At 73.7% G+C, this 16,703-nt stretch carries 17 protein-coding genes; 6 read left to right on the top strand and 11 right to left on the bottom strand.

The genetic code is table 11. The features are described from left to right. Positions 1 to 116: 116 nt before the first annotated feature. Positions 117 to 554: a cell division protein SepF gene (locus tag PUR26_RS08030; protein ID WP_329870612.1), complete on the top strand. Its 438-nt coding sequence runs from the start codon at positions 117 to 119 to the stop codon at positions 552 to 554. A gap of 36 nt (positions 555 to 590) precedes the next feature. Here PUR26_RS08030 and PUR26_RS08025 read toward each other — a convergent pair whose 3' ends face one another. Together PUR26_RS08025 and PUR26_RS08020 are read right to left on the bottom strand one after the other, a co-directional pair. Further along, positions 591 to 1,862 (bottom strand): acyl-CoA dehydrogenase family protein, encoded by a 1,272-nt coding sequence (locus tag PUR26_RS08025; protein WP_329870610.1) that lies wholly within the window; start codon positions 1,860 to 1,862, stop codon positions 591 to 593. 71 nt (positions 1,863 to 1,933) lie between these two features. Beyond that, positions 1,934 to 3,637, bottom strand: a complete 1,704-nt coding sequence (locus tag PUR26_RS08020; RefSeq protein WP_329870608.1) for an MFS transporter — start codon at positions 3,635 to 3,637, stop codon at positions 1,934 to 1,936. Positions 3,638 to 4,047: 410 nt separating this feature from the next. Between PUR26_RS08020 and PUR26_RS08015 the strand changes: the two genes are divergently transcribed. Then, a complete protein-coding gene (locus PUR26_RS08015) occupies positions 4,048 to 5,067 on the top strand; it encodes a phosphatase PAP2 family protein (RefSeq protein WP_329870606.1) in 1,020 nt (339 codons plus the stop codon). A 127-nt stretch (positions 5,068 to 5,194) separates the two neighbouring features. Here the strand turns inward: PUR26_RS08015 and PUR26_RS08010 are convergent, their stop codons facing one another. The 4 genes from PUR26_RS08010 to PUR26_RS07995 form a co-directional block, all read right to left on the bottom strand. Further along, entirely contained in the window at positions 5,195 to 5,410 is a 216-nt protein-coding gene (locus tag PUR26_RS08010; RefSeq protein ID WP_329870604.1) for an I78 family peptidase inhibitor, read from the bottom strand. A 613-nt stretch (positions 5,411 to 6,023) separates the two neighbouring features. Further along, positions 6,024 to 6,803 carry a hypothetical protein gene (locus tag PUR26_RS08005; RefSeq protein WP_329870603.1) on the bottom strand — a complete coding sequence of 260 codons (780 nt, stop codon included), beginning with the start codon at positions 6,801 to 6,803 and terminating at the stop codon, positions 6,024 to 6,026. Further along, positions 6,800 to 8,083, bottom strand: coding sequence for a glycosyltransferase family 4 protein (locus PUR26_RS08000; RefSeq protein WP_329870601.1), 1,284 nt, complete (start codon positions 8,081 to 8,083; stop codon positions 6,800 to 6,802). The genes PUR26_RS08005 and PUR26_RS08000 overlap by 4 nt, the downstream gene beginning before the upstream one ends. Before the next feature lie 542 nt (positions 8,084 to 8,625). Continuing rightward, positions 8,626 to 9,276 (bottom strand): transglycosylase family protein, encoded by a 651-nt coding sequence (locus PUR26_RS07995; protein WP_329870600.1) that lies wholly within the window; start codon positions 9,274 to 9,276, stop codon positions 8,626 to 8,628. 204 nt (positions 9,277 to 9,480) lie between these two features. Here PUR26_RS07995 and PUR26_RS07990 point away from each other — a divergent pair, with 204 nt between their 5' ends. Together PUR26_RS07990 and PUR26_RS07985 are read left to right on the top strand one after the other, a co-directional pair. Next, positions 9,481 to 10,257: a hypothetical protein gene (locus PUR26_RS07990; RefSeq protein WP_329870598.1), complete on the top strand. Its 777-nt coding sequence runs from the start codon at positions 9,481 to 9,483 to the stop codon at positions 10,255 to 10,257. 176 nt (positions 10,258 to 10,433) lie between these two features. After that, a complete protein-coding gene (locus PUR26_RS07985) occupies positions 10,434 to 10,772 on the top strand; it encodes a hypothetical protein (protein ID WP_443077007.1) in 339 nt (112 codons plus the stop codon). A 90-nt stretch (positions 10,773 to 10,862) separates the two neighbouring features. On the opposite strand, the gene der is transcribed toward PUR26_RS07985, so the two are convergent. The 5 genes from der to aroH all read right to left on the bottom strand — a co-directional run bounded on the left by der (position 10,863) and on the right by aroH (position 15,449). Further along, positions 10,863 to 12,311, bottom strand: a complete 1,449-nt coding sequence (gene der, locus PUR26_RS07980) for a ribosome biogenesis GTPase Der (protein ID WP_329870595.1) — start codon at positions 12,309 to 12,311, stop codon at positions 10,863 to 10,865. A gap of 62 nt (positions 12,312 to 12,373) precedes the next feature. Then, positions 12,374 to 12,961 carry a lysophospholipid acyltransferase family protein gene (locus tag PUR26_RS07975; RefSeq protein ID WP_329871040.1) on the bottom strand — a complete coding sequence of 196 codons (588 nt, stop codon included), beginning with the start codon at positions 12,959 to 12,961 and terminating at the stop codon, positions 12,374 to 12,376. 50 nt (positions 12,962 to 13,011) lie between these two features. Then, positions 13,012 to 13,701, bottom strand: a complete 690-nt coding sequence (gene cmk / locus PUR26_RS07970) for a (d)CMP kinase (protein WP_329871038.1) — start codon at positions 13,699 to 13,701, stop codon at positions 13,012 to 13,014. 303 nt (positions 13,702 to 14,004) lie between these two features. Then, positions 14,005 to 15,090: a prephenate dehydrogenase gene (locus PUR26_RS07965; protein ID WP_329870593.1), complete on the bottom strand. Its 1,086-nt coding sequence runs from the start codon at positions 15,088 to 15,090 to the stop codon at positions 14,005 to 14,007. Further along, entirely contained in the window at positions 15,087 to 15,449 is a 363-nt protein-coding gene (gene aroH / locus PUR26_RS07960; protein WP_329870592.1) for a chorismate mutase, read from the bottom strand. The genes PUR26_RS07965 and aroH overlap by 4 nt, the downstream gene beginning before the upstream one ends. A 228-nt stretch (positions 15,450 to 15,677) precedes the next feature. Between aroH and PUR26_RS07955 the strand changes: the two genes are divergently transcribed. Together PUR26_RS07955 and PUR26_RS07950 are read left to right on the top strand one after the other, a co-directional pair. Then, complete coding sequence (locus PUR26_RS07955) at positions 15,678 to 16,007, top strand: DUF952 domain-containing protein (RefSeq protein ID WP_329870590.1); 330 nt, start codon at positions 15,678 to 15,680, stop codon at positions 16,005 to 16,007. A gap of 193 nt (positions 16,008 to 16,200) precedes the next feature. Further along, positions 16,201 to 16,668 carry a Rieske (2Fe-2S) protein gene (locus tag PUR26_RS07950; RefSeq protein ID WP_329870588.1) on the top strand — a complete coding sequence of 156 codons (468 nt, stop codon included), beginning with the start codon at positions 16,201 to 16,203 and terminating at the stop codon, positions 16,666 to 16,668. Positions 16,669 to 16,703: the final 35 nt, after the last annotated feature.

The following is a 16,703-nucleotide window of genomic DNA, read 5'->3' as shown; positions in this document are numbered from 1 at the left end:
GCACCAGTACCGTCACGAATCCCCTGCGCGCCGACTATCCACTTGGCGCACGATCCGCATCATGGACGACCATAGGGGTGCGGAACCACAAGTGACCGCGCTGAAAGGAGGCCTCCATGGGATCGGTGCGCAAGGCGAGTGCATGGCTCGGACTCGTCGAGGACAGCGACGAGCGTTACTACGACGACGACGAGTACACCGAGGGCGAGCGCGGCGGGGACGCCTGGGTGACGGATCCCCGGGTGCGGGTCGCCTCCGAGAGCGCGCAGGAGGAAGGCCGCCGGATCGCCACGGTGTCCCCGGACAGCTTCCGGGACGCCCGGGCGATCGGCGAGTTGTTCCGGGACGGCGTCCCGGTCATCGTGAACCTCACCGCCATGGAGCCCGCCGACGCCAAGCGCGTGGTCGACTTCGCGGCCGGCCTGACCTTCGGCCTGCGGGGCTCCATCGAGCGCGTGGCGACGCGGGTCTTCCTGCTGACGCCCGCGGACACCCGGATCGTCAGCGGGGAGCACGGCACCCGCAGCGAGGGCGGCTTCTTCAACCAGAGCTGATGGGCGAGGCCGCTCACCGCCCCTCCGGCCCTCCGCTCAGCGGAAGGCGTCGAGGCCGGTGAGCGCCTTGCCCAGCACGAGCTGGTGCATCTCGACGGTGCCCTCGTAGGTCAGCACCGATTCGAGGTTGGTGGCGTGCCGCATGACGGGGTATTCGAGCGAGATCCCGTTGGCCCCGAGGATCGTGCGCGAGGTGCGGCAGATCTCGATCGCCTCCCGCACGTTGTTGAGCTTGCCGAAGCTGACCTGCTCGGGGCGGAGCCGTCCGGCGTCCATCCGCCGCCCCAGGTGGTGGGCGAGCAGGATCCCCTTGTGCAGCTCCACCGCCATGTCGGCCAGTTTGGCCTGGGTGAGCTGGAAGCCGCCGATGGGCCGGCCGAACTGCTCACGGGTCCGCGCGTACTCCAGAGCCGCCTCGAACGACGAGCGCGCGGCGCCCATGGCGCCCCAGACGATTCCGTAGCGGGCGTGCGAGAGACAGCTCAGCGGCCCCTTGAGGCCGGTCACCCCCGGCAGCACGGCGTCGGCCGGCAGCCGTACGCCGTCGAGGACGAGCTCACTGGTGACGCTGGCCCGCAGCGACCACTTGTGCGTGATCTCGGGGGCGGAGAAGCCGGGCGCGTCGGTGGGGACGACGAAGCCGCGAATGCCCTCGTCGGTCCGGGCCCAGACGACGGCGACCCCGGCCACCGAGCCGTTGGTGATCCACATCTTGCGTCCGTCGAGGACCCAGTCGGTGCCGTCCCTCTTGGCGTGCGTCCGCATCCCGGCCGGGTCGGAACCGTGGTCGGGCTCGGTCAGCCCGAAGCAGCCGATGGTCTCGCCGGCCGCCATCGAGGGCAGCCAGCGCTGCTTCTGCTCCTCGGATCCGAACCGGTGGATGGCGTACATGGCGAGCGAGCCCTGGACCGAGACCAGCGAGCGGATGCCGGAGTCGGCGGCCTCGAGTTCCAGGCAGGCGAGCCCGTACTGGACGGCGCTCGCGCCGGCGCAGCCGTACCCCTCCAGCGACATGCCGAGGGCGCCGATCGAGCCGAGCTCGCGGGCCAGCTCGCGGAGGCCGGGCAGCTCGCCCTTCTCGTACCAGTCGGCGATGTGCGGCAGCACCCGCTCGGCGGCCCAGCCGCGGACGGTGTCGCGGATGGCGAGGTCCTCGGGCTCCAGGAGGTCGTCGAGGCCGAGCGGGTCGGCCGGGTCGAAGGGCGGGAGCTTCGAGGAACGCGCCGGCGGCGGGGGCGACTGCGGGGACGGCCGGCTCGACGCCTGCGGCGTCGGCTGCGGGGACGGCTGCTTCGAGGGTGCGGACATGCGGGCCTCCGGCGGCTGACCGACCGCTGAAACTAGCGGTGTTAGTTACGGCTGGGCGCTGACGTTACGGCTCAGTGTGCCGTGCGTCCAGACCTGGCCGGCTCGACCGGTTCGCGCCTGGCCGGGACCCACGCCCCGGTCCGTCCGTCCGGGCCCGACCGCTCCTGTGGCACGCCCGCGCCGGCGTCCGGCGGACCGCCGCCCGCGTCGGGGATCCCGTCCTCGGCGTCCGGGCCCACGGGACACTCCATCGTGCGCGGCAGCCGCAGCGCCATGAGGGCCCCCAACAGCAGCAGCCCCGCGCTGACGAACAGCGTCACGTGCAGGCCGTGCACGAAGGCGTGGCGTGCCGCCGTGCGCAGCGCGTCGCCCGCCGGCCCGCCGAGGCGGGCCGCCACCTGGTACGCCTCCCCCAGCGAGTTGGCCGCCGCGGAACCGGCCTCGCCCGGCACCCCGGCGACCGCCGCGAGCCGGGGCGAGTAGGCGGCGTTCATCACGCTGCCGAGCAGCGCGATGCCCATGCCCGCGCCCAGCTGGTACGAGGTCTCGCCGATCGCGGCGGCCCCGCCGGCGCTCTTGGCCGGGGCCTCGCTGAGCATCGACTCGTACGCCCCGAAGAGCGTGGTCTGGAGCCCGAAACCGAGCAGGACGAACCCGGTCGTGAGCAGCAGCGGCCGGTCGTGCTGGCCCATGAGCACCAGGAGCAGCACGGCCCCGGCGGTGAGCACGAAGCCCCAGCCGACCATCCGGCGCGGGCCGATCCGGCGCAGCGTGGAGGAGCCGGTGGCGCCGGCGGCCATCGCGGCGAAGGTCAGCGGAAGCAGTCGCAGACCGGTCTCCACCGGGCTGAGCCCGAGGACCAGCTGGAGGTACTGGACGGCGATGAGCTCCAGGCCGACCAGCGCCAGCATGGCCAGCACGATGCAGCCGACGGAGGTGGTGAAGGCGGCCCGGGAGAACAGCCGCATGTCGATCAGCGGGTGCGCCCGGTACCTCTGCCTCCGCACGAAGAGCAGCAGCAGGGCCGCCCCGGCCAGCAGGGGCCCCGCGGTCTGCAGGTGCCACACCGCCTCGCCGGCGCCGACGCGCTTGACGCCGAGGACCGCGCCGAGCACGCCGGCCGCCGCCATGAGCGCGCCGAGCACGTCCCAGGGGCCGTCCCCGCTGCCCTTCGACTCGGGGAGCAGCCACCGGCCGAGCGGGAGTATCAAAGCCATCAGCGGAATGTTGACGAGGAAGACCGACCCCCACCAGAAGTGCTCGACCAGGAACCCGCCGAGCACCGGTCCGGTGGCGGCGCCGATGGCGGCGACAGCCGTCCAGATGCCGATCGCGGTGGCCCGCTCGCGGCGGTCGGGGAAGACGGCCCGCAGGACGGAGAGCGTCGCCGGCATGATCATCGCACCGCCCACGCCGAGCAGGGCGCGGGCTGCGATCAGCACGGCAGGGGTGTCGGCCGCCGCCGCGACGGCGGAGGCCACGCCGAAGAGCCCGTACCCCGCCAGGAGCACCCGCCGCCGCCCGACCCGGTCGCCGAGCGTGCCGAAGAGGATCAGCAGCGAGGCGCAGACCAGGGGGTAGGCGTCCACGATCCACAGCAGCGCGGTGGAGCTGGGGCGCAGGTCCTCGGTGACGGAGGGGACGGCGACGTGCAGCACCGTCGCGTCGAGCGCGACGAGGAGCAGACTGACGCAGAGGACGAAGAGGACGACCCAGCGGTTGGCACCGCCGCCGGCGGCACGCAGCCGTGCTCCGGCCGTGGTCGTCCCGGACATGTACGTACCTCCCACGATGAAACCCTCGCGCTCGGTGGGCGCCGGCCGGGGAGGGACTTCCCGCGGGGGCGGCCCGGCATCGACGGGCGAGTGAGCCGTCAGCGTACGCGAGTTCAGGCCGGTGGCGCGTGGTCCATCTCTCACCGGGGCAGACGCGGCGGTGTGGCGTACGCCACTCACGACCACTCGCCCGGAGGAGTGAATTCCGCGCGGGTGTCTCCCGTACATCATTTCCGCGAGAGACAAACAGACTTCCGGAAGCGCCCCGGCGGCAATAGGGGACAAGGGCCCCGAGGTTTATGGATAAGCACGGAATAAACAACAGGCTGAGACACACTCCACATCACATCGTCATCACAAAGAGACCAGAACGGCCTGGCTCGACACTCACTCGCTGTAACGTCGATTGGGTGCGTACCGACATCTTTGCCCGTCTGGACCGGGAGCCGGAACCGCCGAAGATTGAGATCCCGCGGATGAGCCGCACCCGTCTCACGCTCTTCGGCGGGACGTCGGCGTTCTATCTCGCCATCGTGGTGGCCGTGCTCGTCTCGTCGTGGCTGGTGACCCTCGACTGGAAGGTCATGCTGTTCCGGCCGTACCAGCAGTGGCCGGAGCTGCACGCGTTCCTCGACTACTTCGTGGTCCTCGGCCAGCGCGGTCCGACGGCGGTGATGGTGGCGGCCTGGCTCGGCTGGCGCTCCTGGCGGCAGCACACGCTGCGGCCCCTGCTCGCGCTCGGCGCCGCGCTGCTGCTGCTCAACGTCACGGTGGGCGCTGTCAAGATCGGCCTCGGCCGACTGGGTCCGCACTACGCGACGCAGATCGGCTCCGCCGAGCTCTTCGCGGGCGGCGATATATTTCCTTCCGGACACACCGCCAACGCCGTCGTGACCTGGGGCATCCTCGCCTATCTGGCGACCACGCCGCGCGCCAGACGCTATCTGTCGGCGCTGTCGGCCGTGGTCGCGCTCGGGGTCGGCCTCACCACCGTCTACCTCGGTACGCACTGGCTGAGCGATGTGCTGCTGGGCTGGGCCGCCGGTCTGCTCATCCTGCTCGGGCTGCCGTGGTGCGAGCCGGCGATCGCCCGGGCCGAGGCGATGGTCTTCGCGGTCCGCGAGCGGTTGCGCGAGCAGCTGCGGGCGCGTCGCCGCCAGGTGCCCTCGCTGCCCGTCGCGGCGGGAGGCCCGCGACCGGCCATATACCCGCAGCGGCCGGCCGTCGTCGGCGAAGAGCCGGTACGGGCCGGCGCCGGCGACGAGCCGGTGCGCGAATCGGTGGGCGCGGGCAGCGGTGGCCGTACGGCCGCCGTGCGCACCACGCTCACCCAGCCCCGACCGCACGCCGTGGTGCGTTCGGAACGCACCCCGGTCACCCCGGCGGGCAGCCGTCGGCCGCCCCACTCGCGGCCGGTGACGGGCGGCTGACGGTCCCCGACCGCCGCCCGGGGAGGTACGCACCGCCGCCCCGCATGACGAAGGCCCCGGCTCCGGCCGGGGCCTTCGTCATGCGCTCCCGTGGGAGCGGCCCTCCCGGGAGGGCCGCCGGGGGCCTCTATCCGACCCAGCAGCGGGTGACCGTGTGGTCGTCGACCTCGAAGTTGAGCCTGCCCGCCACGAACTCCATGGTGATGATCGAGCCGGGCGGCAGCATCCGGACGGTGCTCCACCCCCGGGAGCGGGCGACCTGTTCGGCGTCGCGGTCGTCACGACCCACATAGGTGCCGGGGTCGTCGTCGGGCTGTGCGGGGGGAGTCGGTATCGATGCCATGCCATTCACCGTAGGCGGCGTCGCACAGTGACGGAAGCGGGCCCGGCACATGTCTCACGATCCCCACGTGACTCACCGGTCACACTTCTGTCACAGGATCACGACATGCGTTTAACGCGGCCGACAGCACTTCTCCGGACGCCGCCGGGCCATGACACGGGAATTCCCGCACGCCCCGGTACGGGCCATTTCCCGCATTGCCGGAATTCCACTTCTGCGGATCATCGGAATGGCCGGGTGCCGGCAATTCACCGGATCCCCGCACCATCGCCCCACCGGGTGAACGCATGGCGGAAGGCTCCCCGACAGCCCCGCGCGAACGCCGGTCCGGGGCCCCGTCGCCCCCCCCGGCGCCCGTATGACCCCGGGGGGCACGCACACGGCGGCTGGGCCCCGCACGCGTCGCGAGCGGGGCGGCAGGGCCCTTCACCCGGCGCGAGCGCGAGCCCCGACGAACCCTGGACCGGTCCCGGGGCCGGCCGGGCCGGCCCCACGCGTCGGCCGGTGGCGACGGCTGGCGCCACGCTGCGCCCGGGCCCGGGCCCGGCGCGAAGGCCCCGGGCGCAGCGTGGCGCCCGGGGCCGGACGGGCGAGCCCCGCGGCGGGGCCCCGCCTACGCGGTGACGCGGACGCAGAGGTCGTTGTCCGTGGAGTAGCAGGGCGCCGCCCGGTAGCCCTCGCCCCGGTGCACCGGGTACACGAAGACGCTTCTGCGGTCCCAGACGTCGTCCAGGATGCGGGAGATCCGCACCGGCTCCGCGCCGGCGGCGGGGCGCAGCCACAGCTCCCACAGCTGCTGCTTGTCGACGGGCGGCCGGACGAGCGCCTCGTACGGCAGCGTGAAGGCGAACGCCCTGGCACGGCCGTCGGCCGGCACCTGGTGCACCTGCGGACCGAGCCGCGCCTCGGCCACCGCCCCGGCGCCCAGCTCGGCGCCGTACAGGACCCCCTCGACCCGGCAGGCGCCCTCCCCGATGCCGATGGCACCGGCCTCGGCGTGCGGCGCCCGGACCCAGCTGCGGACCGCGAGACGGCCGTCCGCCGTGGGGTAGGGGACGCGGGCGGTGACCCCGCCGCCCGGCTCGGGGGCCCGGTCGACCAGCGCGCGCAGGTCCCGGATGCCGGGCTCGACGGCCCGCTCGTCCACGAAGGCGTCCCACCGGCCCTCGGCGAGCACGACCGTGCCGGGCAGAACGGCGCGCAGATGACCGGGACGCGTGGGCGTGAGCGGCAGCCGGGTCTCGTCCGACGCGTCGGTGCCGCCGCGCCTGCGCAGGACCAGCACGGGTTCGGCCGTGTCCAGGACCGCTATGTCGAAGGTGATGCCGCCCGCGGAGTCCGCGACGCAGTCGGCACGCGGGGCCGGGGGCCCGGGGGACGTGGGGTCGGTCATGCGCGCTTCCCCTTCCGGAGCATGTCCGCGGCCTGGTAGCGGACGGCGTACGCGGCGTCGAGCACGGCACCGCGGACGCGGTGCAGCGTCTCGCGGGTACGGCTGCGGGAGCGGCCTCCGCCGCCCTGGGCGACCAGCTCGGTGAAGAGCGCCTCGTGGCGTTCGGCGATCCGGGCCGGGTCGAAGCGTTCCGACGCCTTGAGCGCGGCCTGCCCCGTCCGGCGCCGCAGGTCGTCGTCATCGATCAGGCCGAGCAGGGCGTCGGCGACGGCGTCGACGTCCCCGACCGGTACGAGCCGCCCGTCGACGCCGTCCTCGATGATCTCGCCGGGGCCGTGCGGGCAGTCGGTGGAGACGACCGGCAGGCCGCAGCGCATCGCCTCGACGATGGTCATGCCGAAGGACTCCAGACGGGAGGTGACGGCGGCGATGGAGCCCTTGACCCACTCGGGCTCCAGCGGATTGGCCGGGCCCATCAGGTAGACGTGGTCGTGCAGGCCGCGCTCCTCGATGAGGGCGCGCAGGGCGTTCTTCTCGTTGCCGGTCGCGTCGCCGGAGCCGTAGATCCTCAGCCGCCAGTCGGGGCGGGCGGCGACCACCTTCGCGAACGCCTCGACCAGCAGGTCGTACCGCTTGACCCGGGTCAGCCGTCCCGCCGCCACGACCCACTTGGCGGTCGAGTCGGCGGGCTCCACGGTCGGCGCCGGCACGCTGTTGGGTACGGCGTCGATGCGTACGCCGGGCAGCTTGAGCCGCGTCCGGTAGGAACGGGCGTCGGCCTCGGTGACGGTGGTGACCGCGTCGAGCAGGGTGTAGCGGTGGCCGATCTCGCGTCGCAGCCGGTAGCCGTGGCTGTCCAGCGTCAGGTGCTCCTGGCCGATCCGGACCGGGCCGCGCCGGGCCTGCCGGGCGATGTGGATGTTGAGGCCGGGGCGGGTGCCGACGACGACGTCCGCCTGGAGGGACCTGAGGTGGGCGGCGATCCGGGCGTCGGTGAGCCGGCTGTACTGCTTCCACCGGCCGTCGCCGCGCGGGAAGACCCTGGCGGGCTTCTTGTAGTCGGGGTGGTCGCCGTCGTACGTGGGGCTGTTCTTGCGCAGGTCCACCAGGTGGCGCATGGTCACGCCCCGCGGAGCGCCCAGGGTCGGCTCCTCACGGTGCCGGAAGACCGAGACGATCTCGACGTCGTGCCGCTCGGCCAGGGTCTGGGCGAGGTTGAACGTCGTGCGGATCGTGCCGCCGATCCCGTACGCGTTGTGGAGCAGGAAAGAGATATGCATCGCGTCGCCGCGTCCCCCAGGTCCGATGGTCGTCAAGGGGGACTGTACTTGGCTTCGGGCGCCGGCGGCCGGGCCGGGGGGCGCCGGCCGTCGTCCGAGGGGGGTGGGCGGGGGCTCGGCGGCCCGGGGCTCACCTCCCCGGTGAGTGCGGCCGGCCCGCACGGCGTCCTCATCGACACCTTCCGCCTCCCGTCCCGCGGGACGGCCGTGCCGCGGGCGCCCGGCCGCACCGCGATGTCACCGATCAGCAGGTCGCGGTCGACCGCCGCCCTCAGCGCGGCCCGCGGCGGCGAGGGCAAGGGCGAGGACCACGGCGGTGCGCGGCGCCACCGCCCCGCGGCGCCCGCCGGGGCCGATACCGGCGGCCATCAGGCTCACCACCGGGTTCCGGGGACCGTCCTCACCGGGGACGGTGGGGGCCCGGGGGCCGCACCGCCGGCCGGAGGAGCGGGCCCGGGCGTCCGGGGGCCGCCGCGGCGGAGGAAGCGCGGGGCGGCGGGCCCACCGGTCGCGGGACGGTCCCGGCCGGCGGGCCCGACCGGTCACGCCTTCGGCAGGGCCAGCATCGTCCCGACCTTGATCCGGTGGGGATCGGCCCCGATGAGCTTCATGTTCATCTGGTGGAGCGTCTGCCAGCCGCCCTTCACCTTGAAGCGGCGGGCGATCCCGGAGAGCGTGTCCCCGGCCTGGACGGTGTGGGCCCGCCCGGACAGTCCGTACCGCTTGGAACAGGTGGGCCAGGCGCCCCAGCCCTGCCACCGCAGCACCTCCTCCGCCACCGTGATCTGCTGCTCACGGGTCGCGAGGTCGGCCCTCGGGGCGTACTTGGTGCCGCCGAACGCCTCCCAGGTCGACTGCTGGAACTGCAGTCCTCCGTAGTAGCCGTTGCCGGTGTTGATGTGCCAGCGGCCGCTGCTCTCGCAGGCGGCGACGCAGCCCCACGGCCACTGGTCGGTGGCGCAGTCGGCGAGGGTGTAGGCGGGTCCGGGAGCGGGGGGCGGACGGTGGGTGGCGCCCGTCGCGCCGCGGGTGGTGAACGGGGTGGGGACGGTGAGTGGTGTGGGGGACGTGAGCCGTGCGTGCGGGACGGGCGCGGCGTGGGCGGCCGGCGCGCCCGCGCCCGTGCTCATCGGCACCAGGGCGAGCAGTACGGCGGCCGGTGCCACGACCGGCCAGAAGCGGATCTTCGGCATCGGGTCACGCTAGGCAGCCCGGATGCCTCCCGGGCCGGTGCCGCGCGGGGGTCGCGCGAGCCCCACCCGGTCGGCGGTCGGCCACCGGAGTCCCATTCCATGCCCCCATACGCGTGACCCCGGCCGCAGATCACCCGTTGAGCTCTTCATGAGACGAGCCGGGAACCACCCGGCTCCACAGGCAACGACTCCGAGGAGCCACCCGTGCCGCGCATGCTCGACGTCAGCGAGGACGTACGCGCCGAGATCGGCGATGAAGAAGCCGACCGGCTGCTCGCCGGCGAGAACGCCCCGGGCAGCTACGACTGCACCTCCTGCCGCACCCCGGGCGACTCCGAGCAGGAGCGCACCAGCACCGTGCTGTTCGTCGGCGAGGAGACCGCCGTGCTCGCCTTCGCGCACGCCACGTGCATCCCCTCCCAGGTCGTGCAGGTGGCGGAGGCGCAGCTCCAGGGCGCCGTCCGGTCCATCACCGGCGAGGAGGCCGCCCCCCTGCCGACCGGCGGCGAGCAGGCCGTCCTGGGCGTCACCAGCGGTCTCGTGCTGATCGAGAACGAGCTGCACCCCGCCCTGGTCGTCGAGCCCACCGAGCCGATCGCCCGGCCGGGCTCCGGGGGCACCACCGACGAGTTCCTGCCGCTCCTGATCGAGCAGGGCTTCCTCCCGGTCAACGACCTGAACCAGAGGCCGAGCGGTATCGCGGGCTGGTCCGTGCTGCTCGCGATGGGCCAGCTGCACGCCATCCTCCAGCCCGGTACGGGCGGCGGCAGCCCGGTCGCCTGGTGGCAGGCGCACCAGCCCCTCCAGGTCACCGAGGGGTGGCGCGCGGCGGCGAACAAGTCGCACAGGGTCCTGGTCTTCGCCGCCCCGGTCGGCTCCATCGGCCAGCAGCCGCGTGAGGACCTGCTGCGCGACGCGCTGGAGAAGGCCGCTGCGAACGGGCGGCTCGTCGCCGCCGCGATGCCGCTGGCCGGCACCTGATGGAGGAGCCGCGTCCCGCCGGCCATCCGGCGGGCGCACCGCCCGTGCGCGGCGCGGACCGGCTCCGGCGACCGGCGAAATACGGGTCCGGGCCGCATCCGACGGGCGGTGAGGTCGTTGGCACATACGTGCACGCATACGAACCATCCCGCCAGTCGTACCAGCAGATTCCCGCGATGCGCCCCGCGCAGGACGGGCCGTCCGCCCACTCGGCCACGCCGATCTACGACGCGCTGTACTCCGAGTACCTCAGGTCGTTCCGGACCTTGCCGGGCGACCGCAGCGGCGAGGAGGACCTCGTGTTCAAGGGCTTCGGCGGCGGCGGTACGGGCACGTACCACGGCCGCGGCGGCTCGGGCGGGTCGTACGCCGGGGTCGGGCACGGGCTGGGCCACTCGCTGAACCAGCCCGGTCAGCACTCCGGCTACCCGGGGCAGTGGCAGCCGGTGAGCGTACGGCCGCACACGGGGCACTTCCCCGCGGCTCTGCCACCGGCCCCCCGCAGGGGGCTGTGAGCGACGGACCGACGTACGACGGCGGGGCCGGGTCGAGTTCTCACTCGCCCGGCCCCGCCGTCGTACCGTCACCCCGCGGTCAGCGGGCGATCACTTCTTGCGGCCGCGCTTCTCGCGCACCCGGACCGAGATGTGGATCGGCGTGCCCTCGAAGCCGAACTCCTCACGCAGCCGGCGCTCGACGAACCGCCGGTAGCCGTGCTCCAGGAAGCCGGACGCGAAGAGGACGAACCGGGGCGGCTTCGTGCCCGCCTGCGTACCGAAGAGGATGCGGGGCTGCTTGCCGCCCCGGATCGGATGCGGGTGGGCGGCCACGAGTTCGCCGAGGAAGGCGTTGAGGCGACCGGTGGGGACACGGGTCTCCCATCCGGCCAGCGCCGTCTCGATCGCCGGGACGAGCCTGTCCATGTGGCGGCCGGTACGGGCGGAGACATTGACCCGGGGAGCCCACGCGACCTGCTGCATCTCGGTCTCGATCTCGCGCTCCAGGTAGTAGCGGCGCTCCTCGTCGAGATTGTCCCACTTGTTGTACGCGATGACGAGCGCGCGGCCCGCCTCCACGGCCATCGTGATGATGCGCTGGTCCTGCACCGAGATCGATTCGCTCGTGTCGATCAGGACGACGGCGACCTCGGCCTTCTCGACGGCGGCGGCGGTGCGCAGCGAGGCGTAGTAGTCCGCGCCCTCCTGGAGGTGGACCCGGCGGCGGATACCGGCGGTGTCGACGAACTTCCAGGTCTTGCCGCCGAGCTCGATCAGCTCGTCGACCGGGTCACGGGTGGTGCCGGCCATCTCGTTGACGACGACCCGCTCCTCGCCCGCGACCTTGTTGAGGAGGGAGGACTTGCCGACGTTCGGGCGGCCGATGAGCGCGATGCGGCGCGGGCCGCCGACGGCGGTGCCGAACCGCTGCTCCGGGGCCTCGGGCAGCGCCTTCAGGATCTCGTCGAGCAGGTCGCCGGTGCCCCGGCCGTGCAGGGAGGAGACGGGGAACGGCTCGCCGAGGCCCAGCGACCACAGGGCGGTGGCGTCGGCCTCGCCGGAGGGGCCGTCGACCTTGTTGGCGGCGAGCACGACGGGCTTGCCGGCCCGTCGCAGCAGCCTGACGACGGCCTCGTCGGTGTCGGTGGCGCCGACGGTGGCGTCGACGACGAAGACGCATGCGTCGGCGGCCTCGATGGCGAACTCGGCCTGGGCGGCGACGGAGGCGTCGATGCCGAGGACGTCCTGCTCCCAGCCGCCGGTGTCGACGACCTTGAAGCGGCGGCCGGCCCACTCGGCCTCGTAGGTGACGCGGTCACGGGTGACGCCGGGCTTGTCCTCGACGACGGCCTCGCGGCGGCCGATGATGCGGTTCACCAGGGTCGACTTGCCGACGTTCGGCCGGCCGACGACGGCGAGGACGGGCAGGGGGCCGTGGCCCGCCTCCTCGATCGCGCCCTCGACCTCTTCGATGTCGAAGCCCTCTTCGGCGGCGAGCTCCATGAACTCCGCGTACTCGGCGTCGCCAAGTGCCCCGTGGTCGTGCTGGTCGTTCATGAAGTCCGTTCCTCGTTCATTCGTGGTCGGTGAACCCCGGGGGCTCACTACTCAAGTCTCGCCTAGCGCCCGGTGAGGCGCCTGGCGTTTTCCAGGTGGGCGGTGAGCCGCTCCTGGATGCGTACGGTGGCGTCGTCCAGCGCCGCCCGGGTACGCCGGCCGGATCCGTCCCCGGCCTGGAACGCGTCACCGAAGACGACGTCGACGCGGCTGCGCAGCGGGGGAAGTGCCCGTATCAACCGTCCGCGGCGCTCGGTGCTTCCCAGCACCGCGACCGGGACGATGGACGCGCCGCTGCGCACGGCGAAGTAGGCGAGCCCGGCCCTCAGTGAGGCGAAGTCGCCCTCGCCCCTGGTTCCCTCGGGGAAGATCCCGAGGACCCCGCCGGCCGCCAGCACACCGAGCGCGCCGGTGATGGCGGTGCGGTCGGCGGCCGTACGGTCGACCTTGACCTGCCCGATGCCCCGCAGGAACGGGTCGAGCGGGCCGACGAACGCCTCTTTCTTGATCAGGAAGTGCACGGGCCTCGGGGCGGTGCCCATGAGCATGGGGCCGTCGAGGTTGTGCGCGTGGTTGACGGCGAGGATGACCGGTCCGGCGGCCGGTACCCGCCAGGCGCCCAGGACGCGCGGCTTCCACAGGCCGTACATCAGCCCGATGCCGATCGCCCGCCCGACTGCGGCGCCCTTGTCGGACGGGGTCACCGGGCGTCTCGCCTCTGCTCACCGTCGGTTCCGCTCCGCCGCTCCTCGACCAGGGTGACGACGCACTCGATGACCTGCTGGAGGGTGAGCTCGGTGGTGTCGACCTCGACCGCGTCGGCGGCCTTGGCGAGCGGGGAGGTCTTGCGGCTGGAGTCGGCCGCATCCCGCTTGATCAGGGCTTCCCTGGTGGCGGCGACGTCCGAGCCCTTGACCTCGCCGGACCGGCGGGCCGCGCGGGCCTCCGGGGACGCGGTCAGGAAGATCTTGATGTCGGCGTCCGGCAGGACGGTCGTGCCGATGTCACGGCCCTCGACGACGATGCCGTGCGCGGCGTCGGCGGCGATGGACCGCTGCAGTTCGGTGATGACGGCGCGCACCTCGGGCACCGCGCTGACGGCGCTGACCTTGGAGGTGACCTCCTGGGTGCGGATGGGGCCGGAGGCGTCCGCGCCGTCCACCGTGATCGTCGGGTGGGACGGGTCCGTGCCGGAGACGATGACGGGCTTGCCCGCCGCCGCGGCCACGGCGTCGGCGTCGTCGACGTCCACGCCGTTGCCGACCATCCACCAGGTGATCGCCCGGTACTGCGCGCCGGTGTCCAGGTAGCTGAGACCCAGCTTGGCGGCGACCGCCTTGGAGGTGCTCGACTTGCCCGTGCCGGAGGGGCCGTCGATGGCGACGATCACGGATTCCACGGTGTCGGACACCTTCCTGAGACAGGGGAGAGGGCCGGCCGGATGCCGAGGGGCCCGGCACAAGGTTACCGACTGCTGCCCCCGGCCCTTGCACCCATTCGGGCTACCTCCGGCGCCGGAGCCCTCCGGACCCCGGCCCGGACCCGTCCGGACCCGCCGCAGGCCCGCCCGGAAGGCGTCCAGGGCGCTTCCCCGCATCGCCCCCCGGGCCCTCCCCCGGTCGCCTTCCCGGAGCCGGCCGCGCCGCTGTGGCCCGCCGCGCGGCCCGCCCGCGCGGCCCGTCCCACGGCCCGGCTACTGGCGCAGCGCCCAGCCCCGGTCTCGGAGCGCGGCGGACAGGGAGGAGGCGGAGGCGGGCTCCACCATCAGCTGCACGAGACCGGCCTGCTGGCCGGTGGCGTGCTCGATGCGGACGTCCTCGATGTTGACGCCCGCCCGGCCCGCGTCCGCGAAGATGCGCGCCAGCTCGCCCGGCTGGTCGCTGATCAGGACCGAGACCGTCTCGTAGGCCGTCGGGCCGCCGCCGTGCTTGCCCGGCACGCGCGCCCGGCCGGTGTTGCCCCGGCGCAGCACGTCCTCGACGCCCGAGGCGCCGCCCAGCCGCTTCTCCTCGTCGGAGGACTGCAGCGCCCTCAGCGCCCGCACCGTCTCGTCCAGATCGGCCGCGACCCCGGACAGGACGTCCGCCACGGGCCCCGGGTTCGCCGAGAGGATCTCGATCCACATACGGGGGTCGGAGGCGGCGATGCGGGTCACATCACGGATGCCCTGCCCGCACAGCCGTACCGCCGTCTCGTCGGCGTCGGCCAGCCGGGCGGCGACCATCGACGACACCAGCTGGGGGGTGTGCGAGACCAGCGCGACCGCCCGGTCGTGGGCGTCGGCGTCCATGACGACCGGGACCGCCCGGCACAGTGCGACCAGCTCCAGCGCGAGGTTCAGCACCTCGGTGTCGGTGTCGCGGGTGGGGGTCAGGACCCACGGACGGCCCTCGAAGAGGTCGGCCGTCCCGGCGAGCGGACCCGAGCGCTCCTTGCCGGACATCGGGTGCGTGCCGATGTAGGCGGTGAGGTCGAGGTCCATCGCCTCCAGCTCCCGCTTCGGCCCGCCCTTGACGCTGGCCACGTCCAGGTAGCCGCGGGCCGTCCCGGCGCGCATCGCGGCGGCCAGTTCGGTCGCGACGTAGGCGGGCGGTACGGCGATGATCGCGAGGTCGACGGGGCCGTCCGGCGGCTCCTCCGTACCCGCGCCCCGAGCGGCGGCGGTACGGGCCCGGGCCGGGTCGTGGTCGACGAGGTGGACGGTGATGCCGCGCGCGGTCAGCGCGAGGGCGGCCGAGGTGCCGATGAGGCCGGTTCCGATGACGACGGCGGTTCTCACTGGGCGATGTCCTTGCGCAGGGCGGCCGCGGCACCGAGGTACACGTGGACGAGGGCGGACTTGGGCCGGTCGGTCTCGATGTGCGCGAGGACCCGCACGACGCGGGGCATGGCGCCCTCGATGTCGAGCTCCTGGGCACAGATCAGGGGTACGTCGACGATGCCGAGCCTGCGCGCGGCGACGGCGGGGAAATCGCTGTGCAGGTCGGGCGTGGCCGTGAACCAGACGCTGATCAGATCGTCGGGCGTGAGGCCGTTGCGCTCCAGTACGGCGGTGAGGAGCTCGCCGACCCGCTCCCGCATGTGCCCGGCGTCGTCCCGGTCCAGCTGGACGGCCCCTCGGACCGCTCGTACCGCCACGTCCCGCTCCTTCGCGTGTGCCATCCGTACGGGTGAGTGCTGGCGGTCAGCCTAGTCAGCCGGGAGGGCGGCCGGGTGCGATGCCCGTCCTTCGGGACGCCGGCGGATGCCCGTGCTCGCGGGACACCGGGACGTGGGCGCGCGGCGGACCGGGCGGATCCTGGGCCGGACGGGCGGCGGGCCGGGGCGGGGGCGGCCGGCGGTGCGCGGCTGCGCTAGAAAGGCGTCATGCTGCTCCACGTCGTACCCCTGAACGAATGGTCCGCCGATCCCGGGCGTCCCTACGCCCCGTCCTCCCTGGCCTCCGAGGGCTTCGTGCACTGCTCGCCGGACGAGCCGGCGGCGCTCGCCGTCGCCGACGCCCACTACCGCTCGGTGCCCGGACCGCTGCTGGTGCTGTTCATCGACGAGGCGCTGCTCGGTGCCGAGGTGCGCTGGGAGGGCTCGGGAGGGGAACTCTTCCCGCATGTGTACGGGCCGGTCGACCGCGCCGCCGTCACGGGCGCGCGGGAGGTGCGCCGGGACGCCGACGGCCGCGTCCAGGGGCTCGCGGCCTGAGCCGGGGGCCCGGCCCGTCGAGGAACCGGACGACGGCCCCGTCCGGGTGCCGGCGCCGTGGTCGTGCCGGGAGCGCTCCGGGCGGACGTCCCGGCGCGGTTCGTCCCGCCGGTCACGCCGGATCAGGTACCGCTCGACGGGCGCACCGCCCGGTTGCTTCGTCCCGTGGACCTTCGGCGCCAAGATGCTGACCATGAGTCCAGCTCCCATGCCCCGCCGGACCGTGCTCACCGCCGTCGTCGTCGCCCCCGCCGCGCTCGCGACGGGCTGCGGCGACGACGAGGGCGGCAGCACCCCGGCCGCCAGCACGACGCCCACCGGCACCTCCAGCGCGCCCGCCCCGCCGCCCTCGGGCAGCCCGACCGCCGGCGCGGGCGAACAGCTCGCCAGGACCCGTGACATCCCGGTGGGCGGCGGCACGGTCTTCGCCGCGAAGAAGATCGTGGTGACGCAGCCGAAGGCCGGCGAGTTCAAGGCGTTCTCCGCGGTCTGCACCCACCAGGGCTGCGTCCTCGGCGCGGTGGAGGAGGGCACCATCGACTGCCCTTGCCACGGCAGCCGGTTCCGTATCGCCGACGGGTCGGTCGAGAAGGGCCCCGCCACCGAGGCGCTGCCCGCCAGGCGGATCACCGTCTCGGGGGACTCCATCCTGCTCGGCTGAGGTTCGCCGCTCCCGGCGGACACGATCTAGTCTCT

This window comes from Streptomyces sp. SP18CS02, from assembly GCF_036322365.1.
Classification (GTDB): Bacteria; Actinomycetota; Actinomycetes; order Streptomycetales; family Streptomycetaceae; genus Streptomyces.
The sequence above is the reverse complement of the archived record's forward strand: the minus strand, read 5'-3'. Positions and strand labels throughout refer to the sequence as shown.

Coding starts and splice junctions, on each gene's coding strand:
- PUR26_RS08030 (WP_329870612.1), top strand. CDS start 117: ATGGGATCGGTGCGCAAGGCGAGTGCATGGCTCGGACTCGTCGAGGAC.
- PUR26_RS08025 (WP_329870610.1), bottom strand. CDS start 1,862: ATGTCCGCACCCTCGAAGCAGCCGTCCCCGCAGCCGACGCCGCAGGCG.
- PUR26_RS08020 (WP_329870608.1), bottom strand. CDS start 3,637: ATGTCCGGGACGACCACGGCCGGAGCACGGCTGCGTGCCGCCGGCGGC.
- PUR26_RS08010 (WP_329870604.1), bottom strand. CDS start 5,410: ATGGCATCGATACCGACTCCCCCCGCACAGCCCGACGACGACCCCGGC.
- PUR26_RS08005 (WP_329870603.1), bottom strand. CDS start 6,803: ATGACCGACCCCACGTCCCCCGGGCCCCCGGCCCCGCGTGCCGACTGC.
- PUR26_RS08000 (WP_329870601.1), bottom strand. CDS start 8,083: ATGCATATCTCTTTCCTGCTCCACAACGCGTACGGGATCGGCGGCACG.
- PUR26_RS07995 (WP_329870600.1), bottom strand. CDS start 9,276: ATGCCGAAGATCCGCTTCTGGCCGGTCGTGGCACCGGCCGCCGTACTG.
- PUR26_RS07985 (WP_443077007.1), top strand. CDS start 10,434: ATGCGCCCCGCGCAGGACGGGCCGTCCGCCCACTCGGCCACGCCGATC.
- der (WP_329870595.1), bottom strand. CDS start 12,311: ATGAACGACCAGCACGACCACGGGGCACTTGGCGACGCCGAGTACGCG.
- PUR26_RS07975 (WP_329871040.1), bottom strand. CDS start 12,961: ATGTACGGCCTGTGGAAGCCGCGCGTCCTGGGCGCCTGGCGGGTACCG.
- PUR26_RS07955 (WP_329870590.1), top strand. CDS start 15,678: ATGCTGCTCCACGTCGTACCCCTGAACGAATGGTCCGCCGATCCCGGG.
- PUR26_RS07950 (WP_329870588.1), top strand. CDS start 16,201: ATGAGTCCAGCTCCCATGCCCCGCCGGACCGTGCTCACCGCCGTCGTC.